The sequence below is a fragment of the Streptomyces sp. NPDC048825 genome (genome assembly GCF_043198355.1).
Classification (GTDB): domain Bacteria; phylum Actinomycetota; class Actinomycetes; order Streptomycetales; family Streptomycetaceae; genus Streptomyces; species Streptomyces xiangluensis.
The window spans coordinates 13,966-39,916 of the sequence record NZ_JBICUR010000001.1 but is presented as its reverse complement, the minus strand read 5'-3'; the positions used below and the strand labels follow the sequence as shown (position 1 = coordinate 39,916).

17 protein-coding genes are annotated in these 25,951 nt (G+C 69.8%); 5 read left to right on the top strand and 12 right to left on the bottom strand.

Annotated features, from left to right (window positions below; translation table 11 throughout):
* Window positions 1-14: 14 nt before the first annotated feature.
* The 4 genes from ACGFNK_RS00150 to ACGFNK_RS00135 form a co-directional block, all read right to left on the bottom strand.
* Window positions 15-2,420 carry a SpoIIE family protein phosphatase gene (locus tag ACGFNK_RS00150; RefSeq protein WP_393410321.1) on the bottom strand — a complete coding sequence of 802 codons (2,406 nt, stop codon included), beginning with the start codon at window positions 2,418-2,420 and terminating at the stop codon, window positions 15-17.
* Window positions 2,421-2,619: 199 nt separating this feature from the next.
* Window positions 2,620-7,803: a family 43 glycosylhydrolase gene (locus tag ACGFNK_RS00145; RefSeq protein ID WP_393410319.1), complete on the bottom strand. Its 5,184-nt coding sequence runs from the start codon at window positions 7,801-7,803 to the stop codon at window positions 2,620-2,622.
* Between the two features lie 225 nt (window positions 7,804-8,028).
* Window positions 8,029-9,177 carry a serine hydrolase domain-containing protein gene (locus ACGFNK_RS00140; RefSeq protein WP_393410316.1) on the bottom strand — a complete coding sequence of 383 codons (1,149 nt, stop codon included), beginning with the start codon at window positions 9,175-9,177 and terminating at the stop codon, window positions 8,029-8,031.
* Between the two features lie 41 nt (window positions 9,178-9,218).
* The gene (locus ACGFNK_RS00135) at window positions 9,219-11,765 is read right to left on the bottom strand and encodes a M14 family zinc carboxypeptidase (RefSeq protein ID WP_393410314.1); all 2,547 of its coding nucleotides are present in this window, start codon (window positions 11,763-11,765) and stop codon (window positions 9,219-9,221) included.
* 154 nt (window positions 11,766-11,919) lie between these two features.
* On the opposite strand from ACGFNK_RS00135, the gene ACGFNK_RS00130 reads away from it, so the two are divergent.
* Together ACGFNK_RS00130 and ACGFNK_RS00125 are read left to right on the top strand one after the other, a co-directional pair.
* Window positions 11,920-12,783: a hypothetical protein gene (locus ACGFNK_RS00130; RefSeq protein WP_393410311.1), complete on the top strand. Its 864-nt coding sequence runs from the start codon at window positions 11,920-11,922 to the stop codon at window positions 12,781-12,783.
* A 79-nt stretch (window positions 12,784-12,862) separates the two neighbouring features.
* Window positions 12,863-13,678 (top strand): EI24 domain-containing protein, encoded by an 816-nt coding sequence (locus ACGFNK_RS00125; protein ID WP_393410309.1) that lies wholly within the window; start codon window positions 12,863-12,865, stop codon window positions 13,676-13,678.
* A 21-nt stretch (window positions 13,679-13,699) separates the two neighbouring features.
* On the opposite strand, the gene ACGFNK_RS00120 is transcribed toward ACGFNK_RS00125, so the two are convergent.
* Together ACGFNK_RS00120 and ACGFNK_RS00115 are read right to left on the bottom strand one after the other, a co-directional pair.
* On the bottom strand, window positions 13,700-14,956 hold the full coding sequence (locus ACGFNK_RS00120) for a pyroglutamyl peptidase (protein WP_393410307.1): 1,257 nt from the start codon (window positions 14,954-14,956) through the stop codon (window positions 13,700-13,702).
* 100 nt (window positions 14,957-15,056) lie between these two features.
* Complete coding sequence (locus ACGFNK_RS00115; RefSeq protein ID WP_393412110.1) at window positions 15,057-15,644, bottom strand: TetR/AcrR family transcriptional regulator; 588 nt, start codon at window positions 15,642-15,644, stop codon at window positions 15,057-15,059.
* A gap of 116 nt (window positions 15,645-15,760) precedes the next feature.
* On the opposite strand from ACGFNK_RS00115, the gene ACGFNK_RS00110 reads away from it, so the two are divergent.
* On the top strand, window positions 15,761-18,235 hold the full coding sequence (locus tag ACGFNK_RS00110; RefSeq protein WP_393410305.1) for a glycoside hydrolase family 3 protein: 2,475 nt from the start codon (window positions 15,761-15,763) through the stop codon (window positions 18,233-18,235).
* 42 nt (window positions 18,236-18,277) lie between these two features.
* On the opposite strand, the gene ACGFNK_RS00105 is transcribed toward ACGFNK_RS00110, so the two are convergent.
* Complete coding sequence (locus ACGFNK_RS00105) at window positions 18,278-19,207, bottom strand: SGNH/GDSL hydrolase family protein (protein WP_393410302.1); 930 nt, start codon at window positions 19,205-19,207, stop codon at window positions 18,278-18,280.
* A gap of 358 nt (window positions 19,208-19,565) precedes the next feature.
* Here ACGFNK_RS00105 and ACGFNK_RS00100 point away from each other — a divergent pair, with 358 nt between their 5' ends.
* Entirely contained in the window at window positions 19,566-20,060 is a 495-nt protein-coding gene (locus ACGFNK_RS00100) for a DUF3145 domain-containing protein (RefSeq protein WP_386356620.1), read from the top strand.
* Between the two features lie 117 nt (window positions 20,061-20,177).
* Here ACGFNK_RS00100 and ACGFNK_RS00095 read toward each other — a convergent pair whose 3' ends face one another.
* The 5 genes from ACGFNK_RS00095 to fasR all read right to left on the bottom strand — a co-directional run bounded on the left by ACGFNK_RS00095 (window position 20,178) and on the right by fasR (window position 25,143).
* Window positions 20,178-21,449: a beta-ketoacyl-[acyl-carrier-protein] synthase family protein gene (locus tag ACGFNK_RS00095; RefSeq protein WP_393410300.1), complete on the bottom strand. Its 1,272-nt coding sequence runs from the start codon at window positions 21,447-21,449 to the stop codon at window positions 20,178-20,180.
* An 85-nt stretch (window positions 21,450-21,534) separates the two neighbouring features.
* Window positions 21,535-21,783 (bottom strand): acyl carrier protein, encoded by a 249-nt coding sequence (locus tag ACGFNK_RS00090; RefSeq protein WP_119106693.1) that lies wholly within the window; start codon window positions 21,781-21,783, stop codon window positions 21,535-21,537.
* 102 nt (window positions 21,784-21,885) lie between these two features.
* Window positions 21,886-22,917, bottom strand: a complete 1,032-nt coding sequence (locus tag ACGFNK_RS00085) for a ketoacyl-ACP synthase III (protein ID WP_393410297.1) — start codon at window positions 22,915-22,917, stop codon at window positions 21,886-21,888.
* Window positions 22,918-22,933: 16 nt separating this feature from the next.
* On the bottom strand, window positions 22,934-23,848 hold the full coding sequence (locus ACGFNK_RS00080; protein ID WP_393410294.1) for an ACP S-malonyltransferase: 915 nt from the start codon (window positions 23,846-23,848) through the stop codon (window positions 22,934-22,936).
* An 89-nt stretch (window positions 23,849-23,937) separates the two neighbouring features.
* On the bottom strand, window positions 23,938-25,143 hold the full coding sequence (gene fasR, locus ACGFNK_RS00075; RefSeq protein WP_344393142.1) for a fatty acid biosynthesis transcriptional regulator FasR: 1,206 nt from the start codon (window positions 25,141-25,143) through the stop codon (window positions 23,938-23,940).
* Between the two features lie 84 nt (window positions 25,144-25,227).
* Between fasR and ACGFNK_RS00070 the strand changes: the two genes are divergently transcribed.
* Window positions 25,228-25,881: a pirin family protein gene (locus tag ACGFNK_RS00070; protein WP_393410291.1), complete on the top strand. Its 654-nt coding sequence runs from the start codon at window positions 25,228-25,230 to the stop codon at window positions 25,879-25,881.
* Window positions 25,882-25,951: the final 70 nt, after the last annotated feature.

Below are 25,951 nucleotides of genomic sequence, written 5' to 3'. Positions count from 1 at the left end.
CGCTGTCGCGGTCATCAGCTCAATGACAGCTCCGCCCAGATCGTCTTGCCGTCGTCCGTGTGGCGGCTGCCCCAGCGCTCGGTGAGCTGGGCGACGAGCAGCAGTCCGCGACCGCCCTCGTCGAAGGTCCTGGCCCGGCGCAGGTGCGGGGCCGCGCTGCTGCCGTCCGACACCTCGCAGATCAGCGTGGCGTCCTCGTGGATCAGACGCAGCCGGACGGGCGGGCTGCCGTACCGGATGGCGTTCGTGACGAGTTCGCTCACCACGAGTTCGGCCGCGAACGCCGTCTCGTCCAGGCCCCAGACGTCCAGCTGTTCGACGGCGTCCTTCCTGGTCCTTGCCACAAGGGCCGGGTCAGGGGGAACGTCCCAGGTCGCGACCCGAGAGGCCTCCAGGCCCTGCGTGCGGGCCAGCAGGAGTGCCACGTCGTCGGCCGCACCCTCAGGGGGGAGCAGGGTCCGTACGAGATCCTGGCACGTCTCGTCCAGCGAACCGGCGGATCGCGACAGCACCTGACACAGGAGCTCATAACTCGCGTCGACGTCCCGACCGCGATTCTCGATCAGGCCGTCGGTGCACAGAGCGAGCACGGTGCCTTCGGGCAGTTCGAGTTCCATGCACTCGAAGGGCAGTCCGCCCACGCCCAGCGGCGGACCCGCGGGTACGTCGATCTGCTGGGGGGAACGGCCCGGGACAACCATGACGGGTGGCGGATGGCCGGCCCTGGCGAACGAGCAGCGGCGCGAGACCGGGTCGTACACCGCGTACAGACAGGTGGCGCCCACCTCGCCGGTGGCCCCTCTGTTCCCGGCCTCCGCGGAGAGCCGGATGACGAGGTCGTCCAGGTGCGTCAGCAGTTCGTCCGGCGCCAGGTCGACGTCGGCGAGCGTACGCAGTGCCGAGCGGAGTCGTCCCATGGTGGCGGAAGCCTGGATCCCGTGGCCGACGACATCACCGACGACCATGGCGACGCGCAGACCGGACAGCGGAATGACGTCGAACCAGTCCCCGCCCACCTCCGCGCGCGCCGCCGGAAGGTAGCTCGAGGCCGTCTGCAGCGCCGCCGTGCGGGGCAGTGTCTGCGGCAGCAGGCTGCGCTGCAGGACCAGCGCGGTCTCGCGCTCGCGGGAGAAACGGCGGGCGTTGTCGACGCAGACGGCCGCCCTGGCCGTGATCTCCTCGGCCAGCAGCACATCCTCGGGCGTGAAGGCTTCGGGACTGCGGTACCGCACGAACACGGCGACGCCGAGTGTCGCGCCGCGGGCCCGGATCGGGACCGACATCGCCGAGTGGACGCCGTACTCCTTGACCCGCTCGGTGCGTATCGAGTCCCCGGCGAGCCATTCCTGGAGAGCGGAGACCGGGTCCGACCTCACGGTCGTCCGGCCGGCCAGCAGGGAGTCGGCCTGCGGTGACGAGGCCGGATACGCGTCGGCTTCGCCGGGCTCGATCACGGCTTCGGGGCATCCCGGCGTGATGGACCGATGGGCTGCGCGGCGCAGGACCACGGGGGCGGCCAGTGTGCTCGCGGGGTACTCGCCGCTGTCGTCCGGCGGGTCCATGAGGTCGACGCTCACGAAGTCGGCGAGACCGGGGACGCACACATCGGCCAGTTCCTGGGCGGTGCGTGTGACGTCGAGTGTGGTGCCGATGCGGATGCTCGCCTCGTTGACCAACTGCAGCCGCTGACGGGCCAGGTCCTGCTCCGTGATGTCGTGGGCGGTCAGACAGACCCCGCGTACCACGCCGTCGGCGTCGGTCAGCGGCGCGAACTTCGCAGACCACGGGTGTGCGTGCTCCTCCCCACCCGTCCGTAAGTAGACGTCCACGTCCTGCCGTTGCCCGGTGAGGAAGGCCCGGCGCAGATGTCGCTCGAGTTCCTCGCTCTGCTGCTTGCCGCCGATCTCCGTGAGCGTCAGGCCACGGATGCGCTCCTCGGGCAGACCGATGACGCGTTCCATCGCCTCGTTGATTCTGCGCAGCCGCAACCGATCGTCGTAGATCGCCATGGGGCACGGAGACTGCGCCAACACCGCTGTCGACAAAGGGTCGTCGAACGGCAGTGGATCTCTGTCCTCCAGTGGGCAGATCACCAGCCACCCGCTGCTGTCGCCGAGTTCCGGCCGCCTGCGATGGGCGAGCAGCCACACGGACACCTCATGGCCGTCGCGGTGGCGCAGGGTGAGGGTGCCGCTCCAGCGGTCGGACTCCGCCTCGGGAAGTGCGATCTCGCTGCCCGGGGCCAGCAGCCGCTCCGCGGGCCGGCCGACGACGTCCGGCGGTGTGTGCCCCAACAGCCGTTGGGCGCCCTCGCCCCATTCGGCAACGGCGCCGGTGCTGTCGATGACGGCCTGCGCCGAACCGGCCTCGTCGAATGGGTCCTTCGGTCCTTCTCCCGCTGTGTCCTTGTGCCGGCTCATCCTTTACTGGTCTCGTTTCTCCCGCCCCGCGAGCTTGAGCTGTGGAATGCAAGAGCCCCCGGTGAACAAACTACTATTTGAAGACTAAAGCGAGGGCGGAGTCGCTGCAGTTGTACGGCCGAACTTGCTGCCCCCTCACACACGGAGCGGCGCCCGGGGCAATGTCCCGGGCGCCGCTCCGTCGTGGGGAGTTGGGCCGTCAGCCGAAGATGATGCCGTAGGCCTTGCTGCCGGTGAGGTTGTCGTAGAGGACGTCGCCGGTGGACTTCTTCCAGATCTTGATGCGGTACGTGTCGGGGGAGTTGGTGACGGTGATGCGGAAGCCGTAGCCGCTGGTGCCGTTGACCGTGCCGGAGCCCTGGTACTGGGCATCGGAGGCGGTGACCACCAACCAGTCGGAGGAGGTGGAACGGAACTTCAGCTTGGCGGCCGCGTAGTCGAAGGTCGCGTTGCCGCTCGGGACGGTGGCACCCCTCTTGTACGTGGCGCCGAAGGAGAAGCCCGCCGGACCGGTCAGGGTGGGCTTGGCGGGGTAGGCGCCGGCCGGGGAGGAGATCACGCCGACGCCCGCGATCGGCCCGGCCGCCCGGTCGTACACGATCAGTTCGGGGAGCTTGGCGCTGTCCGAGCCGCCGTCGTCGTCCGTAACCGTGATCTCCGGACGGTGAATGCCCGCCTTGGTGTAGGTGTGGCCGGCTTCGCAGCGGGAGCCGCTGACCGTTCCGGTGGCCGGTTCGGTGCCGTCCTTCCAGTCGACCCGGCAGGTCTGGGTGTCGCCGGAGCCGAGGTCGGTGAAGTCGGCCGTGACGACTGTCTCCTTGCCCGCCGCCACCGGGTCCTTCGGGCCCGTACCCGCCGTGATCACCGGCGCCGCGTTGTCCACCGTGACGGTGAGCGTGTCGCTGCTGCGGCCGCCGGTCAGCGTGACCTCGTACGCGCCGTCGTCGTCGCAGGTGATCGTGGTCAGGATGGCGGAGGGGTCGGAGAAGGCGCAGGGCGCTCCGGCCTCCACCGTCCACTTCGGGTCACCGGCTCCGGAGATGGTGCCGGTGAGCGAGATCGCGCCGCCCTCGGTGCCGGCGGCGTCGGGGCCGGCGCGGACGATGGTGACCGGGTCGATGCTCGCCAGTGTCGGTACGACCTTCTTGATCAGGCCGTCGGAGTCGAACTCCAGCTTGTCGAGGGTGGTTTCACGATGGGTGCCGTCACCGCCGGGGATGGCGAAACGGTGGTAGGCGATGTACCAGTCGTCGGTGTTCGGCACCTTCACCACCGAGTGGTGGCCGGGGCCCTTGATGCCGAGCGAGAGGTCCTTCTCCAGGATCACGCCCTTCTTGGTCCAGGGACCGGTGGGCGAGGACCCGGTGGCGTAGGCGACGCGGTAGTTCTCGTCCCGCGTGTCGTTCTCCGACCACATGAAGTAGTAGGTGCCCTTGCGCTTGATGACGAAGGTGCCCTCGTTGTAGCCGCTGGGGGTGATGTTGGTGACCTTCGAGGAGTCGAAGGAGACCATGTCGTCGTTCAACGGCACGACGTACGCCCTGCCGTTGCCCCAGTAGAGGTACGACTGGCCGTCGTCGTCGGTGAAGACCGCCGGGTCGATCATCTGGCCGGTGAAGGCGCCGGAGGCGATCAGCGGCTTGCCCAGGGGGTCCTTGAACGGGCCGGTGGGCGAGTCGGAGACCGCGACGCCGATGTTCGCGTCGGCGGAGAAGTAGAAGTAGTACTTGCCGTTCTTCTCCTCGATCGTCGGAGCCCAGGCCCTGCTGTCGGCCCACGTCACGTCCGGGCCCAGGTCGAGGATGACTCCGTGGTCCTTCCAGTGCACCAGGTCCTTGGAGGAGTACGCCTTGAACTGCGTGCCGCTCCAGCCCGGGAAGCCGTCGGTGGTCGGGTAGATGTAGAAGGTGTCGCCGAATCGGACGATGTTCGGGTCGGCGTTGAGCCCCGGCAGGACCGGGCTCTTCATCTCGAGGGCCCGGACCGTCCAGGTGCGCTTCTTGCCGTCCGAGCCGGTCACCTCGTACGTCACCGGCTCGGTGAAGTCGTGGAGCGAGCCGGACGCGGGGCTGATGGTCGCGCCGTGGGCGAGGCCGAACTCCGGTGCCAGGGCGGTCACATCACTGCCCTCGGTCAGCGGGAGCGTGATCCTGCTGTCCGCGTCGTCGATGATCGCGTCGACCTTCAGCGCGGGGTGGGTCGCCGAGGCGATACCCGTGGTGTTCCCGCTGAGCTCCAGGATCTCGGCGGGCGACAGGTCCCGGTTGTAGATCCGGAAGTCGTCCACCTCGCCGCCGAAGTAGGGGTCGGGGGAGTACATGGACCTGCCGATGTAGCCGGAGTAGCCCTTCGACGCGTCGTACATCTCGGACGGCTTGATGGTGACCCCGGTCGCCCGGGCCGCCTCGGCGCCGTCGACGTAGAGGACCGCCGTCTCGGTCGCGCCGTTCACCGTGACGGTGACGTGCTTCCACGCACCGGGGGTGAGCTGCGAGCCGCCGATCATCTGCTTCTCACCCGACCAAGTGGCCTTGGTGATCGCGGAGAAGACCTTGCCGGCGCCGTTGGACGGGGTGGCGAAGAGGTACTTGTTGTTGTCCGGGCCCAGCCCGAAGAGCCATTGGAAGTTGTCCCCGCCCTTCCACTTCACGTACGTGGAGACGGTGACGCTGTCAGCGCCCTTCAGCACGCCGTTCGGGATCCTGACGTACGGGGAGGTGGTGGAGGAGCTGGAACCGCCGGACATCCTGAAGGAGCCGTCCTTCACCCCCGTTCCGAAGTCGGGCGTACGGACGTACGTGCCGTGGTAGCCGTGCCCGCTGGAGTCACGGGCGATGTTGCCGCCGGTCTCGTCGAAGTCGTAGCGGAGCAGCAGGTCGGCCGGCACGTCGGGGCCCTCCGTGGAGACCGTGACCTCTGCCTTGGCCTTGAGCGCGGCGCCGTCGGGCAGGCTGCCCGTGACCGTGAAGGTGCCGGCCTGCGCGTACGCCGAGGCCGGGACGTCGTCCCAGGTGACGGAGACGGGCCGCTTGACGCCGTCGGCGTACTCGGCGATCACGGTGGCCGGCAGGACCGGTGCGTCACCGACGCCCGTCGTCACCTTGACGTCCTCGACCGACTCGACGAGCTGGTCCGACTGGTAGGCCCTCAACAGCCGGTCGTACTCGGCCTGCGTGACCGGAAGTACCGTGCCGTGGCGGGGCTTTGACGGCAGGTCATATCCCGTGGACGGCGTCCAGTTGCCGGAGGCGAGGTCCGTCGTCTCGAAGGGGATGTAGCCGCGGCCGCCGAACTCGTCGAGGAACGCGTACCACTTCTCCTCGGTGTTGGACTTGAACACCAGCGGGCCCTCCGCGGCGTTCATCGCGCCCTTGCCGATGCCCTCGGCGACGAAGTCCCAGGATTCGTCGAGGATCGAGTCGCTCTTCTCCTGGAAGATGAACTTGCTGTTGGGGGTGGAGGAGGTGTTGTTCCGCTCGTCCTTGGACAGGCGGTGGTAGGTGTCGCCCTGCTTGATCATCGTGGAGTCGATGACCGAGTAGCCGCGGTCGATCCACACCTTGGGCTCGCTGAAGGTACGGAAGTCGCGCGTCGTCGCGTACATCATGCGGTTGTACGTGTCGCCGGAGTGCTCGGGGTTGTCGTACAGCTTCGAGGCCCAGAAGACGACGTACGAACCGAGCTTCTCGTCGTAGAAGGCTTCCGGGGCCCAGGTGTTGCCGGCCGCGTCGGGCGAGACCTTGACCAGGCGCTGGTCGGTCCAGTTCACCAGGTCGGTGGACTCCCAGACCATGATGGACTTGCTGCCGGTGCGCTGGGAGGCGTCCCAGTCGCCGTTGCCGTAGATCCGCAGGTCGGTGGCTATCTGGTAGAACTTGTCGCCCTCGGGGGAGCGGATGATGAACGGGTCGCGCAGACCCTTCTCGCCGAGCGTGGACGTCAGGACGGGCTTGCCGTCGTTCAGCTCCCGCCATTTCAGCGGGTCGTTGCCCTTGCTGAGGGCGGCGTAGAGCTGCTCGCCGTCCGAGGTGCCCTCGCCGGTGAAGTAGCTGAACATATAGCCCTTGAGGGGCTCCTCGGCGGGGAGTTCGGGCACCTTGGCGGTGAAGGCGCGGGTCGCCTTCGCGTCGCCCTTGGTGACCGTCGCGGTCAGCTCGACGGTGGTGCCGCCGTCGCCGTGCGCCGGGCGGTGGACGATGCCGTCGCCTGAGACGACGTCCGGCTTCGCGGAGGACCAGGCGACCTCCGTGCCGTACTGGCCGGTCGCCGGCAGGGTGAGGTTGCCGCGCACGTCGTCGAGGTTGTCGACCTTCAGTGCCTCGGCGGCCTGCTCGGCGGCCGAGGCGTCGTCGAACGCGGCCGGGACCGTGATGTCGAAGGTCTTGGTGTCGGTCACCGAACCCTTCTTCAGGGTCGCCGTGAGCGTGGCGCGGCCGTCCGGCTCGCCGGCGGCCGGGCGCGTGACGGCACCGGAGTCCGACACCACCGACGGGGTGTCGCTGTCCCAGCTGATCGTGGAGCCGCCCGCCGTGCCCGTGGCCGGCAGGGTCAGGTCGGAGACGACGGCGCTGGTGTCGCCGAGGGTGAGAGCGGCCTTGTCGTCGGCGACGCCCTGAGTGGCGACGGGGAGGGAGAGCTGCTCGACCTCCGAGCCGGCCAGCGCCCTGTCGTACACCCGGAAGTCGCGGATCTTGCCCTTGAAGAGCTTGTCGCTGGTGTAGACGGACTTGCCGATGTAGTTGGCCGTCGTGGTGCCGGAGCCGATGGAGCCGGGGGTGACGGAGACCGACGTGTTGCGGGCCACCTCCACGCCGTCCTCGTACAAGACGCCCGTGGTGCCGGTCTGGGTGTACGTGACGTGCTTCCAGACGGAGCGCTGCAGCGCTCCGGGGCCTTGGGTCGTCTTCTCGGTGGACCAGTTCCCGGACGCGATGGAGGTCCGGAACGAGTTGCCGGTGGTGAACAGATAGCCGTTGCCGACGCCGTTGCTGGTGTTGCCGAAGCCGTAGACGAAGTACGGGGTGGTCTGGGTGGAGTCGATCTTCACGTCCATCGAGACGGAGATCGAGTCCATGCCGCTCATGATGTTGTCCGGCACCTTGATGTAGGTGTCGGAGCCGTTGAAGGCGAGACCCTCGCCGCTGCCGGACCAGTTGGCGGTGCCGCTGACCGTGCCGTTCCGGCCGTTCCCGGAGGCGTCGGCCGCCGCGGTGCCCGAGGTGGCGTCGAGCTTGTACCACAGGGCCAGGCCGTCGGTGATCTCGGCCGCCCGTGCGGGGGCGACGGGTCCGGCGAGACCCAGGAACAGTGACGTGGCGGTCAGCCCGGCGAGATGGCCCGCCAGGCGTCTCGCGCGGCGGCGAGGCCGGTCGGTCTGCGGCATGTCAAGTCTCCTCGTTGAGACGTCGTTCATCGCTCAAGGAACAAAGGGAGCGTGGGTGGCGGGCCCTGACGCCTGGGCACCCTGCTGTTTCGGCTGTATGACGCCGTGTTGCGAGAGTGTCAGCCGGTGCACACGGGGCCGTCAACACTTTTCGAACGATGTCCGATAGACCGAACAAGATGTTCCCGTGCCTGGCCTCCTCGATGGAGGCCAGGCGGTCCCTGATCAGGCGAGTGCGGCGATGTGCACCGCCCGTACCAGCCGCTCGTTCTCCGGAGCCGCGCCGCCCGGGAACGACATACGGCGCCGGGTGTAGCCGTAGGCCAGGCCGCTGCGCGGGTCGGCGAAGGCCTGGGTGCCGCCCGCGCCGCTGTGGCCGAAGGCCCCGGCGCCGAGGAACGGGTACCAGTTCTCCGCCGTGGCCTGGAAGCCGAGCCCGTACGCCTTGTGGGCGCGCATCACCAGGTCGAAGCCGATCGAGTGGACCTGCCCGGCCTCGGCCATCGTGTCCGGCTTCAGCAGCGGCGCCCGGCCGCCCACCCGGCTGATCGCCGCCGCGTACATCCCCGCGAGCCCGCGCGCGGAGGCGACACCGCCCGCCGACGCCTGGCCCTTGGCGCGCACGGTACGGGAGTTGGCGAAGCCCTCGAGCGTTCCGGGCTCCGGCACATGCTCGTTGAACGCGATCGACGTGAGCGTGTGCGGGCCGGCGGGCCTGGCGTCCAGTACGGCCTGCTGCTCGGCCGTGGGCACCAAGGGCTGTACGGAGCGGAAGCGGGGCTCCTCCGCCTCGGGCAGCCCCAGGAAGAAGTCCAGCTCGTACGGGGCGCGGACCCGCTCCTCGTACACCTCCTGGAGCGTACGGCCCGTGGCCCGCCGTACGACCTCGCCCGTCAGCGCACCGATCACGAGCGCGTGATAGCCGAAGGCGGTGCCCGGCCGCCAGAACGGGCGCTGGCCCGCGAGCCGTTCGGCGACCGCGCGGTCGTCGGCGAGCTCGTCGTCCGTGAAGCCCGCGTCGGAGCCGACCACGCCCGCGCGATGCGCGAGCAGCTCGCGCAGGGTGATCGCCGACTTGCCCTCGGCCGCGAACTCCGGCCAGTACCGGGCCACTTCACGGTCGAGCTCCAGCGTCCCGTCCTGCACGAGGAGGGCGACCACCAGATGGGCCGCCCCCTTCGTGGACGAGAAGACACCGAACAGCGTCTCGCCGTCCGTCTGAGCACCGGCCCAGAGATCGACGACCCGCCGCCCTTGGACGTACGCGCTCAACTGGCCCGCGTAGTCCGGACGTTCGGAGGCCACGACGGCCGCGAACTCGTCGCGCACCGCTTCGTAGCCCTCGGCGACGCTGCCGTGGATCTCAGGGGTCATCCGTACTCCTCGAGTCGTCGTGCCTGTCGTGCCTCAGGTTTTCAGCGGGACACCGTCAACAAGGCTCGCGCCACCTGGGGGAATTCCCCCTTCGGATGGGCGCGGAAGAGGGGTTCCGTGCCGAACAGGACGACATGCGGGCCGCTGACGACCGAGGCCCGCCCCGCCGCCTGTGCGGGTCCGCCGGTGCCGTCGTCCAGGGGACGCCAGTGACCGGAGACCAGGGGGTTTCCGGTCGCGTACGACTGCTCCACGCGGACTGAGGAGCCGAGATCCGTGAACCACATGGGGGTGTAGACGAAGCTGTGGTCCGGAGCGCCCTGCGTGACGCCGCCGCGTGAATTGACCACGCGCACCACGCCGTTGGCATCTCCATTGCCCTCGACGGGCTTGACGGCGAGCAGATCCGCGGCGGCGTTGAGCGCGGCTCCGGTGGCTCCGCGGCCGACGAGTCCCTCGCGGGCGAGGAAGCCGTCCAGGGCGGTACGGGCGGCCGTGTTGAGGTCCTCGTGGTCGAGTCCGGCTGACGCGAACAGGACGTCCGCCTTCGACCAGTCGAAGCCCGCGTTGAGAATCGCCGTCGAGACGGGGGTGACGTCGAAGTTCATCTCGCGGAGCGCGAAGAGCTCACCGGGGGTGACGGCCGCGGCGACGCGTACGCGGTGGAGCGGGGTGCCGCCGGTGGCCTTCGTCGCGTCGAAGGCGACGTCGTACTTCTTGGCGAGTGCTGCCGCCTTCGTCCGGGCCGACCCAGGAACGATCGCACTGCCGTCGCTCGACCGGCGTACCGAAACCCGGTCGCGCAGAAGGGAGTTGAGGGCCGCGATCTCACGGGCGTCGTCCAGTCGCAGACGGAGATTGCCGTACGGGGCGACATAGGCGACGCGCGCGGCCTCGTGGACCGTGCGGGACGGGACGGAGGACCCGCCGGTCCGTATGTCCGAGACCGTCGCGCCCCACAGTCGGCCCAGGCTCCAGCCGGAGATGTCGTACATCGTCGACACCTTGTCGCTGATGTCCCGCCCGTCCGCCAGCATCACATTGGCGAGACCGCGCTTGGGCTGGTGCATGTCGACGATGTACGAGCCCTTCGCGTACGACGTGCCGCCCAGCCTGAAGTCCTTTGTGGCGCGCCGGACCTGAACGTCGTTGGCGAGCAGATGGTCGACGAGACGGGCCGCGGCGGTGGCCGAACGCTGATTGCCGCCGGAGGGAATGACGTACGCGCGTGGGAAGTCGGTCGTGTAGACGTCCTCGGGTCCGATGCCCGGAACACCCGGCACCGTCTCCGGCGAGACAGGCACCTGCGCGGCACCCGTCGCGCCACGCCGGAAGACCTCGATCTGGTCGGCGATGAGTGAAGCGCGATGCTTCTGGGCGTAGTCGAGGGTCGCGTCCATCGCAGCGCCCGCCACATCCACGTTGATCGCCGAGCGACGGCGCAGTTCGGCGACCGGCAGCTCGTCGTACTCCTCGTTGTTCACCGCGAGCGGGATCTCGACCGTGTGCGCGGCGACCGTGCCGTGGAAGGCCGCGTACTGAGGGGTGAAGATCGGCGGCCAGTCGTCCCAGCCCTCCTCCTGGTCGCGGAAGGGGATCTGGACAGGCTCCACGCCGTCCTTCTCGGGTGTGAAGCCGAGGCCGTTGACGGCGGACTCCATGTCGAGGGCGTTGGCGTAGGTGTTCTTGAGGAACAGGTCGTACTCGTAGTTCTCGCCGTGCGGGGGAGTGGTCGGCTCGATGAGGGTGCCGTTGACGTAGCCGTGCAGGTCGAGCATGACGGCCGGCTGCTTGTCGATCTCGATCTGCCGCATCGCGCGGGTCTCGGGCTGCGAGGCGGTGACGAAGTCGCGGTTCAGGTCGAAGCCGTTCGCGTTGGCGCGGGTGCCGGCGATACGGCCGTCGGGGTTCGCGGTGATGTTGAAGTACAGGCGGTGCTGGGCGAGGAGGCCGGTGGTGTCCTTGTCCTTGGCCTTCGCGAGCCGTTCGATGAGCTTGAGGGCGGCGTCGGTGCCCTCCCACTCGTTGCCGTGGATGTTGTTGTTGAAGAAGACGGGCGTTTTGTACGCGGCTTTCAAGGCGGGGTCCTTGGCGGCGGCCTGGGGTGCGTTCTCGATGAGTTCGCGCATACGTTCCTGAGCGCGGGCCTGCTTCGCCGACTCCGGGGCGGTGACGGTGACCAGGTATAAGCGGTGACCGCCCGCCGAACGGCCCGCGATCTCCACGCTGACGCGGTCGCCGAGCTGTTGGAGGGCGTTCAGCTTCGGGGCGATGGCGTGGTACGGGGTGAGGCCGAGCTTGATGGACTTGTCCGCGGGGTTCTGCGGGTCCGGGGTGAGGGTCTGCTCGCGGGGGTAACCGCGGGCTTCTGTGGTGAGGTCGGGGGCGGGGGAGGTGAGGGCCCGGTCGGTGGTGCTCTCGGGCGCTCTGGCAGCTGTGTCGGCTCCCTCCGAGGCGGATCCGGTCTCCCACTCGCGGGTCGGGGGCTGGGGCGTCGGATCTGCTACGGCGCCGTGCGGGCTGAGCAGGAGCGTTGCCGCCGCGGTGGCTGTGGCGGTGGCGATCAGGGCGGGTCTCGGTAGACGCACGCGTACCTCCTGTTAATCGGTACCGGGAGGTGTACCGGTTCGATTCCCCTGCAACAAGAGGGCGTTGGCGTGAGCGAGCGGGCATGCTGTGAGTGGGCGTCGGCGCCACGGGGGCCGGGCGCTGGAGCGCAGGGCGTGAGGCGAGGAGTAGTCCATGGCAACGATTCCGTCGCTACCCAGCAGGGATGACGTGGCGCGTATCGCACGGAACACGACCGATATCACCGGCCAACTTCTGGACACCGCGGGCAATATCACCCGTATTGCCATCAACACTTTTGATCCGCGCGACGGTTCCGGGGCGGAGGCGTTGCGCGTACTGCGCGAAACCACGGCCGAACTGGCCGAGGCCAGCGCGTCACCACAGGCGCAGGAAGCCTTCTACCGCGTCGTGGACACGCTGACGCGCCTCGGCACGAGCGGGGCACCGCTCGCCACCCACCCCGTCAGCGAACCCGCACAGGCGCTGCTCGCCGCGCTGGGCGACAGCCTGCTGCCGGTCCTCGACGCGGTGGGCCCGGCGCTGGAGGAGGCGGCGGAGGCGTTGGGCGAACTGGTGGAGGCAACGTCGCCACTGCTCCCCGCGGCGGCCGGGCTGGCGGCGGGCACACTCCTCGCCCTGTCTCCCCTGATACGGACCGCAGCAGACGTACTCCGGGACTCGTCCCCCGAACTCCGCCGCATAGCCGACGCACTGACGGCCGCGCTGGCTCCGCTACTGCCCTTGCAGGTGGCCCTGGCGGAACGGGCCGCTGCCGCGGGCGCGGGCGTCGTACGCGCGACACTCCCGCCCCTGGCGGACCTGACAGAGGCGACAGCCGCCGGCATCAAGGCGGGCCGCCCGCTCCTGATCGCCGGCGAGGAGTTCCTGGTGTCCAGCCTGGAACACCTCCAGCCCCTGCTCCTGGCGTCCGCCTCCCGGGCGGGTCGGGTGGCCCGGGAAGCGGCGATCCGCGTATCGGCGGCGGTGTCGCCTGCGGCGGAGCCGGGCGTTGTGGTGGCTGTGCAACCAGTGTGACGTGGGCGCGGCGGTGCGAGCACCGCCCCGGGCGAGTGGCGCTGGTGGCCGGGCACGAGGACCCCGATAGGCTGCCCCCATGCATGATCTGCGCGTGGGGTTCCGCTACTTGGCGCAAGGGCAGCGTTGGGTGGCCCGGCATGGGAAGCAGTTCGGGGTGGGGCTGATCCCTGGGCTCATCACGCTTGTGCTGTACGTGGGCGCCCTGGTCACCCTGGCGCTGTGGGGGAGTGACCTCGTCTCCTGGGCCACCCCCTTCGCCGACGACTGGGACAGCCCCTGGCTGGGACTCTTCCGCGGGTTCCTCACCGCCGTGCTCTTCGCGCTCGCCCTGCTCCTCGCTGTCGTCACCTTCACCGCCGTGACCCTGCTCATCGGGCAGCCCTTCTACGAGAACCTCTCCGAGAAGGTGGACCGGGACGTCTCGCCGGACGGGACGGCGCCCGAGTCGGGGCTGCCGTTGTGGCGGGAGTTGGTGATCTCGGGGCGGGACAGCCTGCGGATCGTCGCCAGGGCGGCCGTGTGGGGCGTGTTGCTCTTCGCGCTCGGGTTCATTCCGTTTGCCGGGCAGACCGTCGTGCCGGTGATCGGTTTCTTCGTCACCGGGTTCTTCCTGACCGAGGAGCTGACGGCAGTCGCAATGCAGCGCCGTCGCGTCGACCTCCGCGAACGCCTCCGCCTGTTGCGCGCCCGCAAGGCCCTGGTGTGGGGCTTCGGCACCCCCCTCGCCCTCGCCTTCGTCGTGCCGTTCGTCGCCGTGTTCCTGATGCCCGGCGCGGTCGCGGGCGCCACGCTGATGGCCCGCGACCTGCTGGGCGAGCAGACCGGAGAAGGAGAGGGAGAAGACGAGGGCGAGGGCCGGGGGCAGGTTCGGGGCGACTCCGTCGCCTGGTGATCTGCCGATACGCGTCCTGACCTACCGTGACGCCTCCGCCGCCACCCTCACGATCTCCCGGACCTGCGCGATGATGTCCAGCCGGTTCTGGACGAACTGCGGATCCGTGACCGTACCCGTCGCCGGGTCCGTGTTGCCCGTGCCGAACTGGAGCACCGGCGTGTGCACATGCCCGCCGGGCAGCGAGCCGCGCAGGCCCAGGCGGTCGCGCAGCAACGTCGCCCGGTATGCGATCTCGTTGGAGAGGTAGTTCCCGCCGCCTCCGGCCCGCGCCGTCGAACCCGGTGTCGGCCCTCCGGGCCGTACGACCGGATCCGTGCCGCCCGCCGGGATCTCAGTCACCTCCGTGTTGTCGTACACGGGGAAGCGACCGGTGCTCGCGGCCACAATCTCCTTGTATGGCAGGGTCGTTGGCGTCCATTGCGGCTGCGAGTCCGGGTCCTTCACCGGGATGGTCTCCGTGCGCGAGAGGTTCTCGTTGTCGGGGAAACCGCCCCGCCAGGCGCCGTTGGTGCGTTCGATGTCGAAACGGCCCACGCGCCCCTGGCTGACCGTGGTGAACAGGTCGACGCGGGGGAGGTACGGGCGCAGCGTCCGCTCCACGGTGCCGTCGGTGAAGTCCTGCCAGCGGACCGGGAAGAGCGCGGTCTCGATACGGGCCGGGCCATCCGCCGTCTTGATCACCGTGCCGTCGAGCGCGAGGGCTGTGGCCCCGGAGGGGTTGGAGATCCGTACGTCGCGGTCCAGCGTGAACGGGTCGAAGCCGGTGACCAGGATCCGCTTGACGCCCTTACGATTCGGATAGCGGATGGTGTCCTGGCCTCGGGACGTTCGCTCAAGTGATGTGAGCAGCTTGGTGCGTTGGGTATCGGTGAGGCCGAACTCCGGCTCCCACTGGCGTACTTCTCGGGTCATCCCGAGCCGCGCCCAGTACAGTGGCCGGTCATCGTCCCGACTCAGGTCACCGCCCGACGGACCCCGCCCCTGAGCCCGGTCCACCGCCCGGCGCCACAGCTCCTCACCGTGCCGTACGACCAACCGCTCGGCCTCCGCATACGACCGCACCCTGCCCAGCCCTCGTGCCAACTCCGGCGCCACCGTGTCGAATCCGGAGCGGCGCAGGATCTCCTGGGGCGCCGCCCTGTCGAGGCGCTGTTCCTCAACGGTGGGCGCGGCCGTGGGCTCCTCGGCGGGCGCAGCCAGGGCGGGCGGGGTCGCGAGGCCTGCGAGGACGGCCGCCAGTCCGAGGGCGCCGAGCCGAACACGTATATAGGTCAAGGGAGTTCAGGTCCTTCCGTCACGCGAAATGCCGGGTGGCGGCAGTATTGCGTGACGGATGGGGCGTACGCCATGGGGCACGGTCACCGAGCCCCCTGTGTCAACTCCCGTTCTCACCAAGCAGCGTGAGGAAGTCCCGGAACGCACCGGGCATGTCCACCTTCTCCGGCGCCAGCAGCCACTGGTACTGAAGCCCGTCCATCACCGCGACGAGCAGCGGAGCCGCACGTTCCGGCGTGAGTCCGCTCGGCAGTCGCTCGCCGTACTCGCAGCGAAGCACCGCCGCCATGTTCGCGCGCACGGCCTCGTACCGGCCGGTGAAGAACTCGCGTGCCGGATGTTCCTCAGTCACGCTCTCGCCGAGCAGTGCCGAGAAGGTCTGCACGATGCCCGGACGCATCGCGTTGTAGTCGACGAGTGAGGCGAGCAGGTCGAGGCGCCATTGGGAGTCCGGCATCGCGTCCCACTGGTCGCGCTCCTCCAGGACGGCGACGAGCATGGCCTCCTTCGTCGGGAAGTAGTGCAGCAGCCCCTGCTGGGTGAGCCCCACCCGCTCGGCGACCGCACCCAGACTCGCCCCCCGGTATCCACGCTCGGCAATCACCACCAGGGCGGCCCGGAGAATCTCCGCACGCCGCTCGGCACCCTTGATTGCCCTGGTCGTCGTCATATGGCCACCGTACGACATGCGCACGACGTGTGTGAAGATTCATGTAACGACGAGATAACGGAACCTACCTATCTACTGGTGACAGGTGCACGATGGACGGACGGGACGGACGTCGTCAATGAGGAGGCACCGGTATGGCGGGAACGCAGGGCAACCCCCCGGCTGGCAAGGACAATCAGGGCAATCACTCGGCCAACCAGGCGCGCGAGGCCGTGGTCGAAGCCGCGCTCGGCAGGCTCGACCTCGACGCGAAGGCGCGGTTGCTCGCAGGTCAGGACACCTGGTCCCTGCCCGCCCTGCCCGAAATCGGCCTGAAGTCCCTGGTCATGTCCGACGGCCCGATCGGCGTACGAGGCGTGCGCTGGACCGCCGACGACCCGTCCGTCGCGCTGCCGTCCCCGACCGCGCTCGCCGCCACCTGGGATCCTGAACTCGCCCGCAGGGCAGGGGTGCTGCTCGCCCAGGAGGCCCGCCGCAAGGGCGTGCACGTCCTGCTCGCGCCCACCGTCAACCTTCACCGGTCGCCACTCGGCGGGCGCCACTTCGAGGCGTACAGCGAGGACCCGTATCTGACAGGGCGGATCGGCACCGGGTACGTCAGCGGTGTGCAGGAGGGCGGCGTCGGCACCACCGTCAAGCACTTCGTCGCGAACGACGCCGAGACCGACCGCTTCACGGTCAACAACCTGGTCTCCGAACGCGCCCTGCGCGAACTCTACTTGGCCCCCTTCGAGGCCATCGTCGCCGACGCCCGCCCCTGGGGCATCATGACCGCCTACAACTCGGTCAACGGCACGACAATGACCGAGCACCGCCGGCTCGTCGACGAAGTCCTGCGCGGTGAATGGGGCTTCGACGGCATCAACGTCTCCGACTGGACGGCCGCCCGGTCCACCGTCGCCGCCATCGTCGGCGGTCTCGACATCGCGATGCCCGGCCCGCAGACCGTGTACGGCGCGGCTCTCGCGCAGGCAGTACGGGAAGGGCAGGTCGCGGAGGCCAAGCTCGACGCGGCGGTACGGAACGTGCTGCGGCTCGCAGCCCGCACCGGCATCCTGGAGGGCGCCGAGCCCGCCGTCACCGAGCTGCCCGGGACCGTCGACGGCGAGGCCCTGGCCCGCGAGATCGCCCGCCGCTCCTTCGTCCTCGTACGCAATGAAGGCGCCCTTCCGCTGCCCGAAGGACACCGGGTCGCCCTGATCGGCGCCGCCGCCCGCGACGCCCGCGTCCTCGGCGGCGGGTCCGCCACCGTCTTCCCCGCCCGCATCGTCTCACCGCTCGACGGACTCACCGCCGCCCTGCCCGAGGGCAGCCTGACGTACGCGGTCGGCGCCGACCCGAACGAGGAACTCACCCCCGCCGACAAGGGATTTGAGCTGCGCGCCGTCTGCCGGGACGCCGACGGCAACGTCATCGGGACGACGCCGGCAGCGAGCGGCCACCTCCAGTGGATGGGCGACGACCTCCCCGAGGGCGTCACCTACGACACCCTGCACAGCGTCGAGCTGACCGGCACCTTCACCCCGCGGGAGAGCGGCCCGCACACGTTCGGCGTCCGGGGCCTGGGCGAGTTCACGCTGACGGTGGACGGCACCACCTACTTCGACGGGCAGCAGCTCCCCGCCGAGGACGCCGACCCGTTCGAGGCCTTCTTCGCGCCCCCGGTGCCGCGTGCCGAGGCCGAACTGCGGGCGGGCGAACCGGTGGAGGTGTCCCTCAAGTACGTCGTGACCCTGCCTGAGGGCGTCGCCATGAAGGTCATCACCTTCACCTTCGCCCACCAGGAGCCGCAGCGCGACCCCGACGAACTGATCGCCGAGGCGGCCGAGGCCGCCCGCGCCGCCGACACCGCCGTCGTCGTGATCGCCACCACCGAGCGCGTGGAGTCCGAGGGCTTCGACCGGAAGGACCTGCGGCTCCCCGGCCGCCAGGACGACCTCGTCCGCGCGGTCGCCGCCGCCAACCCGAACACCGTCGTGGTCGTCAACTCCGGCTCCCCGGTGGAACTTCCCTGGCGTGACGAGGTCGCCGCCGTACTGCTCGACTGGTTCCCGGGCCAGGAGGGCGGCGCCGCGCTGGCGGACGTGCTCACCGGTGCGTACGAACCGGGCGGCCGACTGCCCACCACCTGGGGCTCGCTGACGGACGCCCCGGTCACCCAGGTCACCCCGGTGGACGGCGAACTCCCTTACACGGAGGGCGTTTTCATCGGCTACCGCGCCTGGCACAAGGAGGGCAGGACCCCCTCGTACGCCTTCGGCCACGGCCTCGGCTACACCGACTGGACGTACGAGTCGGTCAAGGTCGAGGGCAGCACGGCCACGGTCCGCGTCACCAACTCCGGTACGCGCGCGGGCCGCGAGGTCGTCCAGGTCTACCTCGCGCCGACGGAGGCCGACTCCGAGCGGCCGGTCCGGTGGCTCGCCGGGTTCGCGGGTGTCGAGGCCGGGCCCGGTGAGAGCGTCGAGGTCGGGGTCGAACTTCCGCGCCGGGCCTTCGAGATCTGGGACGAGAACGCGAACACGTGGGCGTTCGTGAAGGGTTCGTACCAGGTGGAGGCGGGGCGGTCGATCGCGGACCGGCGGGTCACGACGACGATCGACGTGTGACGTCCGAGGGGCCCCTGCGGGCCCCTGCGCGCGCCGCGTCCGTCAGCCGGTCGGCAGTTTCAAGTCGGCCGGCTTCGGCGCCGTCACCACGCGATACGCCATCTCCGCCAGCAGCTTCTGGCCGCTCGTGCTCGGGTGGAACCAGTCCACGGTGCTCAACTGCGCAGTGGCGAACCGGTACTTGTATACGGCCCCGGTGTCGAAGCGGCACAGCTTGTCCTTCGCGCACACATCTTCCAGTACGGCGTTGTACTCCTTGACCCGGTCCTGCACGCTGTCGCGCCGCGACGTCGACGCCGCGCCCAGGTCGTCCGGGTCCGCCAGCATCGAGGGGCAGATGCCCAGCTTCCATAGGCGCTTGCTGGCCTCGCTGGTCCGGCCGATCGACCACAGCCGCTTCAGATCGGGCACGCTCGCCACAAACACCTGGGTCTTGGGCGACGCCTCGCGCAGCGTGCTCATCGCGTCCTCGAACTGGGCGCGGAACTCCGGCACCGGTGTCATGGCGGCCACCGTCGGCTGGCAGGCGTCATTGGCGCCGGCCAGCACCGTCACCAGTTCAGGCTTCCTTGTTGCCGCCTGAGAAATTTGGTCGTCCAGCTCGGCCATCTGGGCGCCGGTCTTCGCGTAGTTCCAGCTCCGCTGCGCGGCCCCGGCCTTCCCGAGCAGCCGCAGCGCGAGGCTGTTGACCTTCGCGTCGGTGCCGGTCGCCCATGAGACCTTGGGGCAGTCGGACAGCGCCTCGCAGGCGTCGAAGGCACGCGTGATGGAATCGCCGACCGCGGCGATCGAGTTCGGGGAGAGGTCCCAGGCGGGGGTGGGTTTCGTGGACGGTTTCGACCGCGAGGTGCTACCGGTGGGGGCAGCTTCGTTGCCGCCGACCGCGTCGCAGCCGGCCGTCCCCACGATGCCCAGAAGTGCCGCCGCCGCTGTGACGGCAACGGCACGTGATCGGTAGCTACGCTTCCGCATTCCCGGATCCCCTCGCTAGTCGTGCAACGGTAACCCGTTGTTCTGGCGTCCTCCGAGTAGCTGTGTTTTTCCGGAGGACGCGTAGTCCGTTTGTGGCTACGCCGCGGGCCGGACCCCCGGCCGGGACTCCGAACGCGCGTCCCGCCGGGTGGCTGTGTTTTCCCGGGGGGGCAACCCCCGGACCCCCGGCCGAGACTCCGAACGCGCGTCCCGCCGGGTGAAACCTAGGTGTTTCGGGGCGCTGGGACCGACGGTACGTCACACTCCTTGCGCCCTCGCGCGGTAGCCTCGCCACGTGGCTGCCTGCCAACGAGGTTCCGCCAAGTTACAAGATGTCCCGCTCTGCCCGGAGGTCCCAGTGACGACACGTGGAGTTCTCTACGTGCACTCCGCGCCGCGTGCGCTGTGCCCACACGTCGAATGGGCAGTCGCGGGCGTGCTCGGTACACGCGTCAACCTGGACTGGATCCGGCAGCCGGCGGCGCCAGGCACCTGGAGATCCGAGTTCTCCTGGCAGGCAGAGGCCGGCACCGCCTCCAAACTGGCCTCGGCACTGCGCGGCTGGCAGATGCTGCGCTTCGAGGTCACCGCCGAGCCATCCGCCACCGCCGAGGGCGAGCGCTACAGCTGCACCCCTGACCTGGGCATCTTCCACGCCGTCACCGGAATCCACGGCGACATCCTGATCCCCGAGGACCGGCTGCGCGCCGCCCTCGTCCGCGCCCAGAGCGGCGAGACGGAACTGGAGTCCGAACTCACCAAGCTCCTCGGCAAGCCCTGGGACGACGAACTGGAGCCCTTCCGGTACGCGGGAGAGGGCGCCCCCGTGCGCTGGCTCCATCAGGTCGTCTGACGCCTGCTCAAACACGTGCGAAGGGCCCCACCAGACGGTGGGGCCCTTCGCACGTGTAGACGCACATCACACCGCGTACGACCGGAAATCGCTCTGCGGCGGCTGGAATCAGCCGGATCAGACGGTCCGGAACGCCAGTACCACGTTGTGTCCGCCGAAGCCGAACGAGTCGTTCAGCGCGGCGATGCGGCCCTCGACGGGGAGCTTGCGGGCCTCGCCGCGGACGACATCGGCGTTGGCCTCGGCCTCCGGGTCGAGGTTCTCGATGTTGATGGTCGGCGGGGCCACCCGGTGGTACAGGGCGAGCACCGTCGCGACCGACTCCACGCCGCCCGCGCCACCGAGGAGGTGACCCGTCATCGACTTGGTGCCGGAGACCGCGAAGTGGTCGGCGTCGTCACCGAAGACCTTGCGCAGCGCCTTCAGTTCGGCGATGTCGCCGGCCGGCGTCGAGGTGGCGTGCGCGTTCACGTGCACGATCTCGGCCGGGTTGAGGTCGGTGTTGTCGAGCAGGTTCTGCAGGGCGTGCGAGATGCCGAGGCCCTCGGGCTCCGGCTGCACGATGTCGTGGCCGTCGGCGGAGATGCCCTGGCCGACCGCCTCCGCGTAGACGCGGGCGCCGCGCTTGGCGGCGTGCTCGGCCGACTCGAGGACGATGACGCCCGCGCCTTCACCGAGGACGAAGCCGTCGCGCGCCGTGTCGTAGGGGCGCGAGGCGCCCTGCGGGTCGTCGTTGTTCTTGGACATCGCCATCATGTTGCCGAACGCGGCGATGGGCAGCGGGTGGATGGCCGCCTCCGTGCCACCGGCGACGACCACGTCGGCGCGGCCGGTGCGGATCATCTCGATCGCGTAGCCGATGGCCTCGGCGCCCGACGCACAGGCGGACACCGGGGTGTGCACGCCGGCGCGGGCACCCACGAGGAGACCCACGTTGGCGGACGGGCCGTTCGGCATCAGCATCGGAACGGTGTGCGGGGAGACGCGGCGTACGCCCTTCTCCTTCAGTACGTCGTACTGGTCGAGGAGCGTGGTGACGCCGCCGATGCCGGAGGCGATGACCGCACCCAGCCTGTTCGGGTCGACGTCAGCGCCCTCGCCCGCCTTGTCGGTGTAACCGGCGTCGGCCCAGGCCTCCTTGGCCGCGATCAGCGCGAACTGCGCCGAGCGGTCGAGGCGGCGGGCCTGCGGCCGGGGGATGACCTCGGTCGGCTCCACGGCGATCGGGGCCGCGATACGGACCGCCTGCTCGGCGGCCCACTCCTGCTCCAGGGGCTTGACACCGGAACGACCGGCGACGAGACCCTCCCAGGTCGAGGCTGCGTCGCCACCCAGCGGTGTGGTTGCGCCGATACCGGTGACGACCACGGTGCGATTGGTCGGGCTCACGGGAATTCTTTCTCCAACGTTACGAGGATCAGCGGCGCCACCGCCGGGTGGCGGGGCCTTCAGCGCCCGGGGCTCAGCGGCCTGCTCAGCCCTGGTGCTTGAGGATGTACTCGGTCGCGTCGCCGACCGTCTTGAGGTTCTTGACGTCGTCGTCCGGGATCTTGACGTCGAAGCGCTCTTCGGCGGCGACGACCACCTCGACCATGGACAGCGAGTCGACGTCCAGGTCGTCGGTGAAGGACTTGTCCAGCTGGACGTCCTCGGTGGGGATCCCGGCGATCTCGTTCACGATGTCGGCGAGACCGGCGACGATCTCTTCCTGAGTGGCGGCCATGTGAGGCGCTCCTTCGTAGATATCCAGAGGGTGTGGCGCCCGCCGCGTCAGCGGCAGGTGTTGCGTTGTCCGCGCCGGGTCCGGGGACCTGGCACGGGGTGCCTAGGGGAGGGTAACGACCGTCGCGGCGTACACGAGACCCGCCCCGAAGCCGATGACGAGCGCGGTGTCGCCGCTCTTCGCCTCGCCGGTCGCCAGGAGCCGCTCCATAGCGAGCGGGATCGAGGCGGCCGAGGTGTTGCCGGTGGTGCGCACGTCACGCGCGACCGTGACGTGCTCCGGCAGTTTGAGTGTCTTCACCATCGAGTCGATGATCCGCTCGTTGGCCTGGTGGGGAATGAAGACGTCCAGGTCGTCCGGGGTGATTCCGGCCGCTTCCAGCGCCTGCTGAGCGACCTTCGCCATCTCGAACACGGCCCAGCGGAACACCGCCTGGCCCTCCTGCGTGATCGCAGGGAACTTGATCTCGCCCTTGGAGTCGAGCGGAAGCTGGGACACATCGCCGACCCGGAAACGGTCCCAGGGGACGGTCTGCTTGATCGTGTCGGCTTTGTCGCCCTCGGAGCCCCAGACGGTCGGGCCGATGTGCGGCTCCTGCGAGGGGCCGACGACGACCGCGCCCGCGCCGTCACCGAACAGGAAGGCCGTCGCCCGGTCCTCCAGGTCGGTGAGGTCGGACAGCCGCTCCACGCCGATGACGAGTACGTACTCCGCCGAACCCTCGACGACCATGCCCTTGGCGAGCGTGATGCCGTAGCCGAAGCCCGCGCAGCCCGCCGAGATGTCGAAGGCGGCGGCCTTGTTCGTGCCGAGCTTGTCGGCGATCTCGGTGGCGACGGCCGGGGTCTGGCTGAAGTGCGAGACGGTCGAGACGACCACGGCGCCGATCTGCTCGGCCGTGATCCCGGAGTCGGCGATCGCCTTGCCGGATGCCTCGATGGACATCGCGGCGACGGTCTCCTCGTCGGAGGCCCAATGACGGGTCTCGATGCCGGAGCGCGAGCGGATCCACTCGTCGGAGGAGTCGATCGTCTCGAGGATCACCTCGTTCGGCACGACCCGGGTGGGACGGTAGCCGCCCACGCCCATGATCCGTGCGTACGGGGCGCCCTTGCTGGGCCTGATCTTCGACATGCTCTCGGGCTCCTTGTCAGGCAGCGTGCTCGGCGATGAGCTCGCGAGCAGCGTCGAGGTCGTCAGGGGTCTTGAGCGCCAGCGTCTTCACACCGGGCAGCGCGCGCTTGGCGAGACCGGTCAGCGTGCCGCCGGGGCACACCTCGACCAGCGCGGTCACGCCCAGTTCCTTGAAAGTCTCCATGCACAGGTCCCAGCGGACCGGGTTGGCGACCTGGCCGACCAGGCGGGACAGCACCTCGGTGCCGGTGGCGACGGCCTGGCCGTCCTTGTTCGAGACGTACGTGATCTTCGGGTCGGCCGGCGCCAGCTCCGCCGCGGCCTGCTCCAGGCTCGCGACCGCGGGGGCCATGTGGTGCGTGTGGAAGGCGCCCGCGACCTTGAGGGCCACGACGCGTCGTACGCCCTCGGGCTTGTCGGCCTCCAGAGCGGCCAGCTCCTCCATGGTGCCGGCGGCGACGATCTGGCCTGCGCCGTTTACGTTCGCAGGGGTCAGGCCGAGCTTCTCCAGATGCGGGATCGTCGTCTCGGGATCACCGCCGAGCAGCGCCGACATACCGGTCTCGGTGATCGCGGCGGCCTCGGCCATGGCCAGACCGCGCTTGCGTACGAGTTCCAGGGCGGCCGTGTCGTCCAGTACGCCTGCGAAGGCGGCGGCCGTGATCTCGCCGACGCTGTGGCCCGCGACGGCACTCGGTGCCACCTCGCCGAGCGCGGACGCCGACAGGAGTCCGGCCGCGACGAGGAGCGGCTGCGCCACCGCCGTGTCGCGGATCGCGTCCGCGTCGGCCTGCGTGCCGTAGTGGGCAAGGTCGAGTCCGATGGCGTCCGACCACGTGCCGAGACGGTCGGCGGCGCCGGGGAGTTCGAGCCAGGGGGTCAGGAAGCCGGGCGTCTGGGCGCCCTGGCCGGGAGCGACGAGTACGAGCACTCTCACACTCTCTCTTGTGGACGGCCGACGCCGCCCGTGGGGACAGGGACGAAGAACAGCAGGGGGTTTTGTGGAGCCCCGACAAAAGCCTAGAGCTGGGGATCTCCATCGGCCAGACGCCCCAGGATCAGCGCGATCCGGAGTGTGAAGGCGGATCGTACATCGGAGGGTGACCAACCGGTGACGTCAGTCACACGTCGAAGCCGGTAGCGCACGGTGTTCGGGTGAACGAAGAGCATCCGTGCGGCGCCCTCCAGACTGCTCGCCTGCTCCAGATACACGCTCAGCGTCTCCAGAAGAGCGGACCCGGCTTCCTCCAGCGGTCTGTAGATCTCCTCCACCAATTGCTCGCGCGCGGCGGGGTCGCCGGCGATCGCGCGCTCCGGCAGCAGATCGTCCGCCAGTACCGGCCGCGGGGCGTCCTGCCAGGCAAAACACGCCTTGAGCCCGGCGGCGGCGGCCTGCGCGGACCGGGTCGCGGCGAGCAGATCGGGCACGACGGGTCCGGCCACGACCGGTCCCGCCGCATACGGCCCGATCAGCGACTTGGCGACCCCCAGAGGATCGTCACTGCCACCGGCGATGACGACGAGCCGGTCGCCGAGGACTCCGGTGAGGACCTGGAGCTTGGCGTGCCGGGCGGCCCGCCGGATCGCCTCGACGGTCAGCTCGCTGTCACCGTCGGGGGCCGTGCCCAGCACCACGCACACATGCTCGGGCGAGTTCCAGCCGAGGGCCGCGGCCCGGCTGACGGCTCCCTCGTCGGCCTCGCCGGACAGGACGGCGTTGACGACCAGCGACTCCAGCCGGGCGTCCCAGGCACCGCGTGCCTCGGCGGCCTGTGCGTACACCTGGGCGGTGGCGAAGGCGATCTCGCGGGCGTACACGAGGAGAGCCTCGCGCAGGAGGGACTCGTCGCCGGGGGCCGCGACCTCGTCGATCGCGGACTCCATGACCTCGATGGTCGTACGCACCATCTCCACGGTCTGGCGCAGCGTGATCGCCCTGGTCAGCTCGCGGGGTGCGGTGCCGAAGACGTCGGTGGAGATGGCCTGCGGGGCGTCCGGATGCCGGAACCACTCGGTGAAGGCGGCGATACCGGCCTGGGCGACGAGCCCGATCCACGACCGGTTCTCCGGAGGCATCGCCCGGTACCACGGCAGCGTCTCGTCCATGCGCGCGATGGCCTGCGCGGCGAGGCTTCCGGAGGACTTCTCCAGCCGCTTCAGGGTCGCGGCGTGCGCGTGGGCGGCGTGCGCAGCGGCTTTGGTGGCGTGGGATTCGGGTTCGGGCACGGGACAAGACTGCCTTATCCGGACGGGAGTGTGCGGCGGCGGGTCTCAGAAGAGGGTGGCCGCGGGTCTACGGTGGGCCCTGTGATGGACGTACGGCGCTCCGGCGAGCGCTACCGCGGAGGCGACCCGGCGGCCGGGATCGAGTCCCTGCACGCCTTCTCCTTCGGGCCCCACTACGACCCCGACAATCTCCGTTTCGGCGCGGTCATCGCCTGCAACGAGGAGCGGCTCGCGCCCGGCGCGGGTTTCGACGAGCACCCGCACAGTCACACGGAGATAGTGACCTGGGTCGTCTCGGGCGAGCTGACGCACCGGGACTCGGCGGGCCACGAGTCGGTCGTCCGGCCCGGGGATGTGCAGCGGCTCAGCTCGGGCGGCGGTGTACGGCACGTGGAGCGCAACGACGGCGCCGAGCCGCTGGTCTTCGTCCAGATGTGGCTCGCCCCGCTGTCGCCGGGCGGCGATCCCGCGTACGAGATCGTCCACGGCATCGCGGACTCCACGCCGTACGCGGTTCCGGAGGCGGGGGCGATGCTGCATGTGCGGCGGCTGGGGGTGGGGGAGCGGACGGCTGTGCCGGACGGGGCGCACGTCTACGTCCATGCGGTACGCGGCGGAGTACTGCTCGACGGCACGGAGCTGGGCCCCGGCGACTCGGCGCGGCTCACTGCCGCGAAAGACCTGGAGGCGGTGGGCGTGAGCGCGGCGGAGCTGCTGATCTGGGAGATGGCCGGCTAGCGGCTGGTGGACAGGCGTGGGGCTTGAGATGCCGAAGTGATCCAAGAGGTGTCCACTGAAGGGGTCGGAC

Bases quoted from the DNA above. Each gene is read 5' to 3' on its own strand.
- ACGFNK_RS00145 (WP_393410319.1), bottom strand. From the start codon at position 7,803: ATGCCGCAGACCGACCGGCCTCGCCGCCGCGCGAGACGCCTGGCGGGC.
- ACGFNK_RS00140 (WP_393410316.1), bottom strand. From the start codon at position 9,177: ATGACCCCTGAGATCCACGGCAGCGTCGCCGAGGGCTACGAAGCGGTG.
- ACGFNK_RS00070 (WP_393410291.1), top strand. From the start codon at position 25,228: ATGGACGTACGGCGCTCCGGCGAGCGCTACCGCGGAGGCGACCCGGCG.
- ACGFNK_RS00085 (WP_393410297.1), bottom strand. From the start codon at position 22,917: ATGTCGAAGATCAGGCCCAGCAAGGGCGCCCCGTACGCACGGATCATG.
- ACGFNK_RS00115 (WP_393412110.1), bottom strand. From the start codon at position 15,644: ATGTCGTACGGTGGCCATATGACGACGACCAGGGCAATCAAGGGTGCC.
- ACGFNK_RS00110 (WP_393410305.1), top strand. From the start codon at position 15,761: ATGGCGGGAACGCAGGGCAACCCCCCGGCTGGCAAGGACAATCAGGGC.
- ACGFNK_RS00090 (WP_119106693.1), bottom strand. From the start codon at position 21,783: ATGGCCGCCACTCAGGAAGAGATCGTCGCCGGTCTCGCCGACATCGTG.
- ACGFNK_RS00150 (WP_393410321.1), bottom strand. From the start codon at position 2,420: ATGAGCCGGCACAAGGACACAGCGGGAGAAGGACCGAAGGACCCATTC.
- ACGFNK_RS00130 (WP_393410311.1), top strand. From the start codon at position 11,920: ATGGCAACGATTCCGTCGCTACCCAGCAGGGATGACGTGGCGCGTATC.
- ACGFNK_RS00125 (WP_393410309.1), top strand. From the start codon at position 12,863: ATGCATGATCTGCGCGTGGGGTTCCGCTACTTGGCGCAAGGGCAGCGT.
- ACGFNK_RS00105 (WP_393410302.1), bottom strand. From the start codon at position 19,207: ATGCGGAAGCGTAGCTACCGATCACGTGCCGTTGCCGTCACAGCGGCG.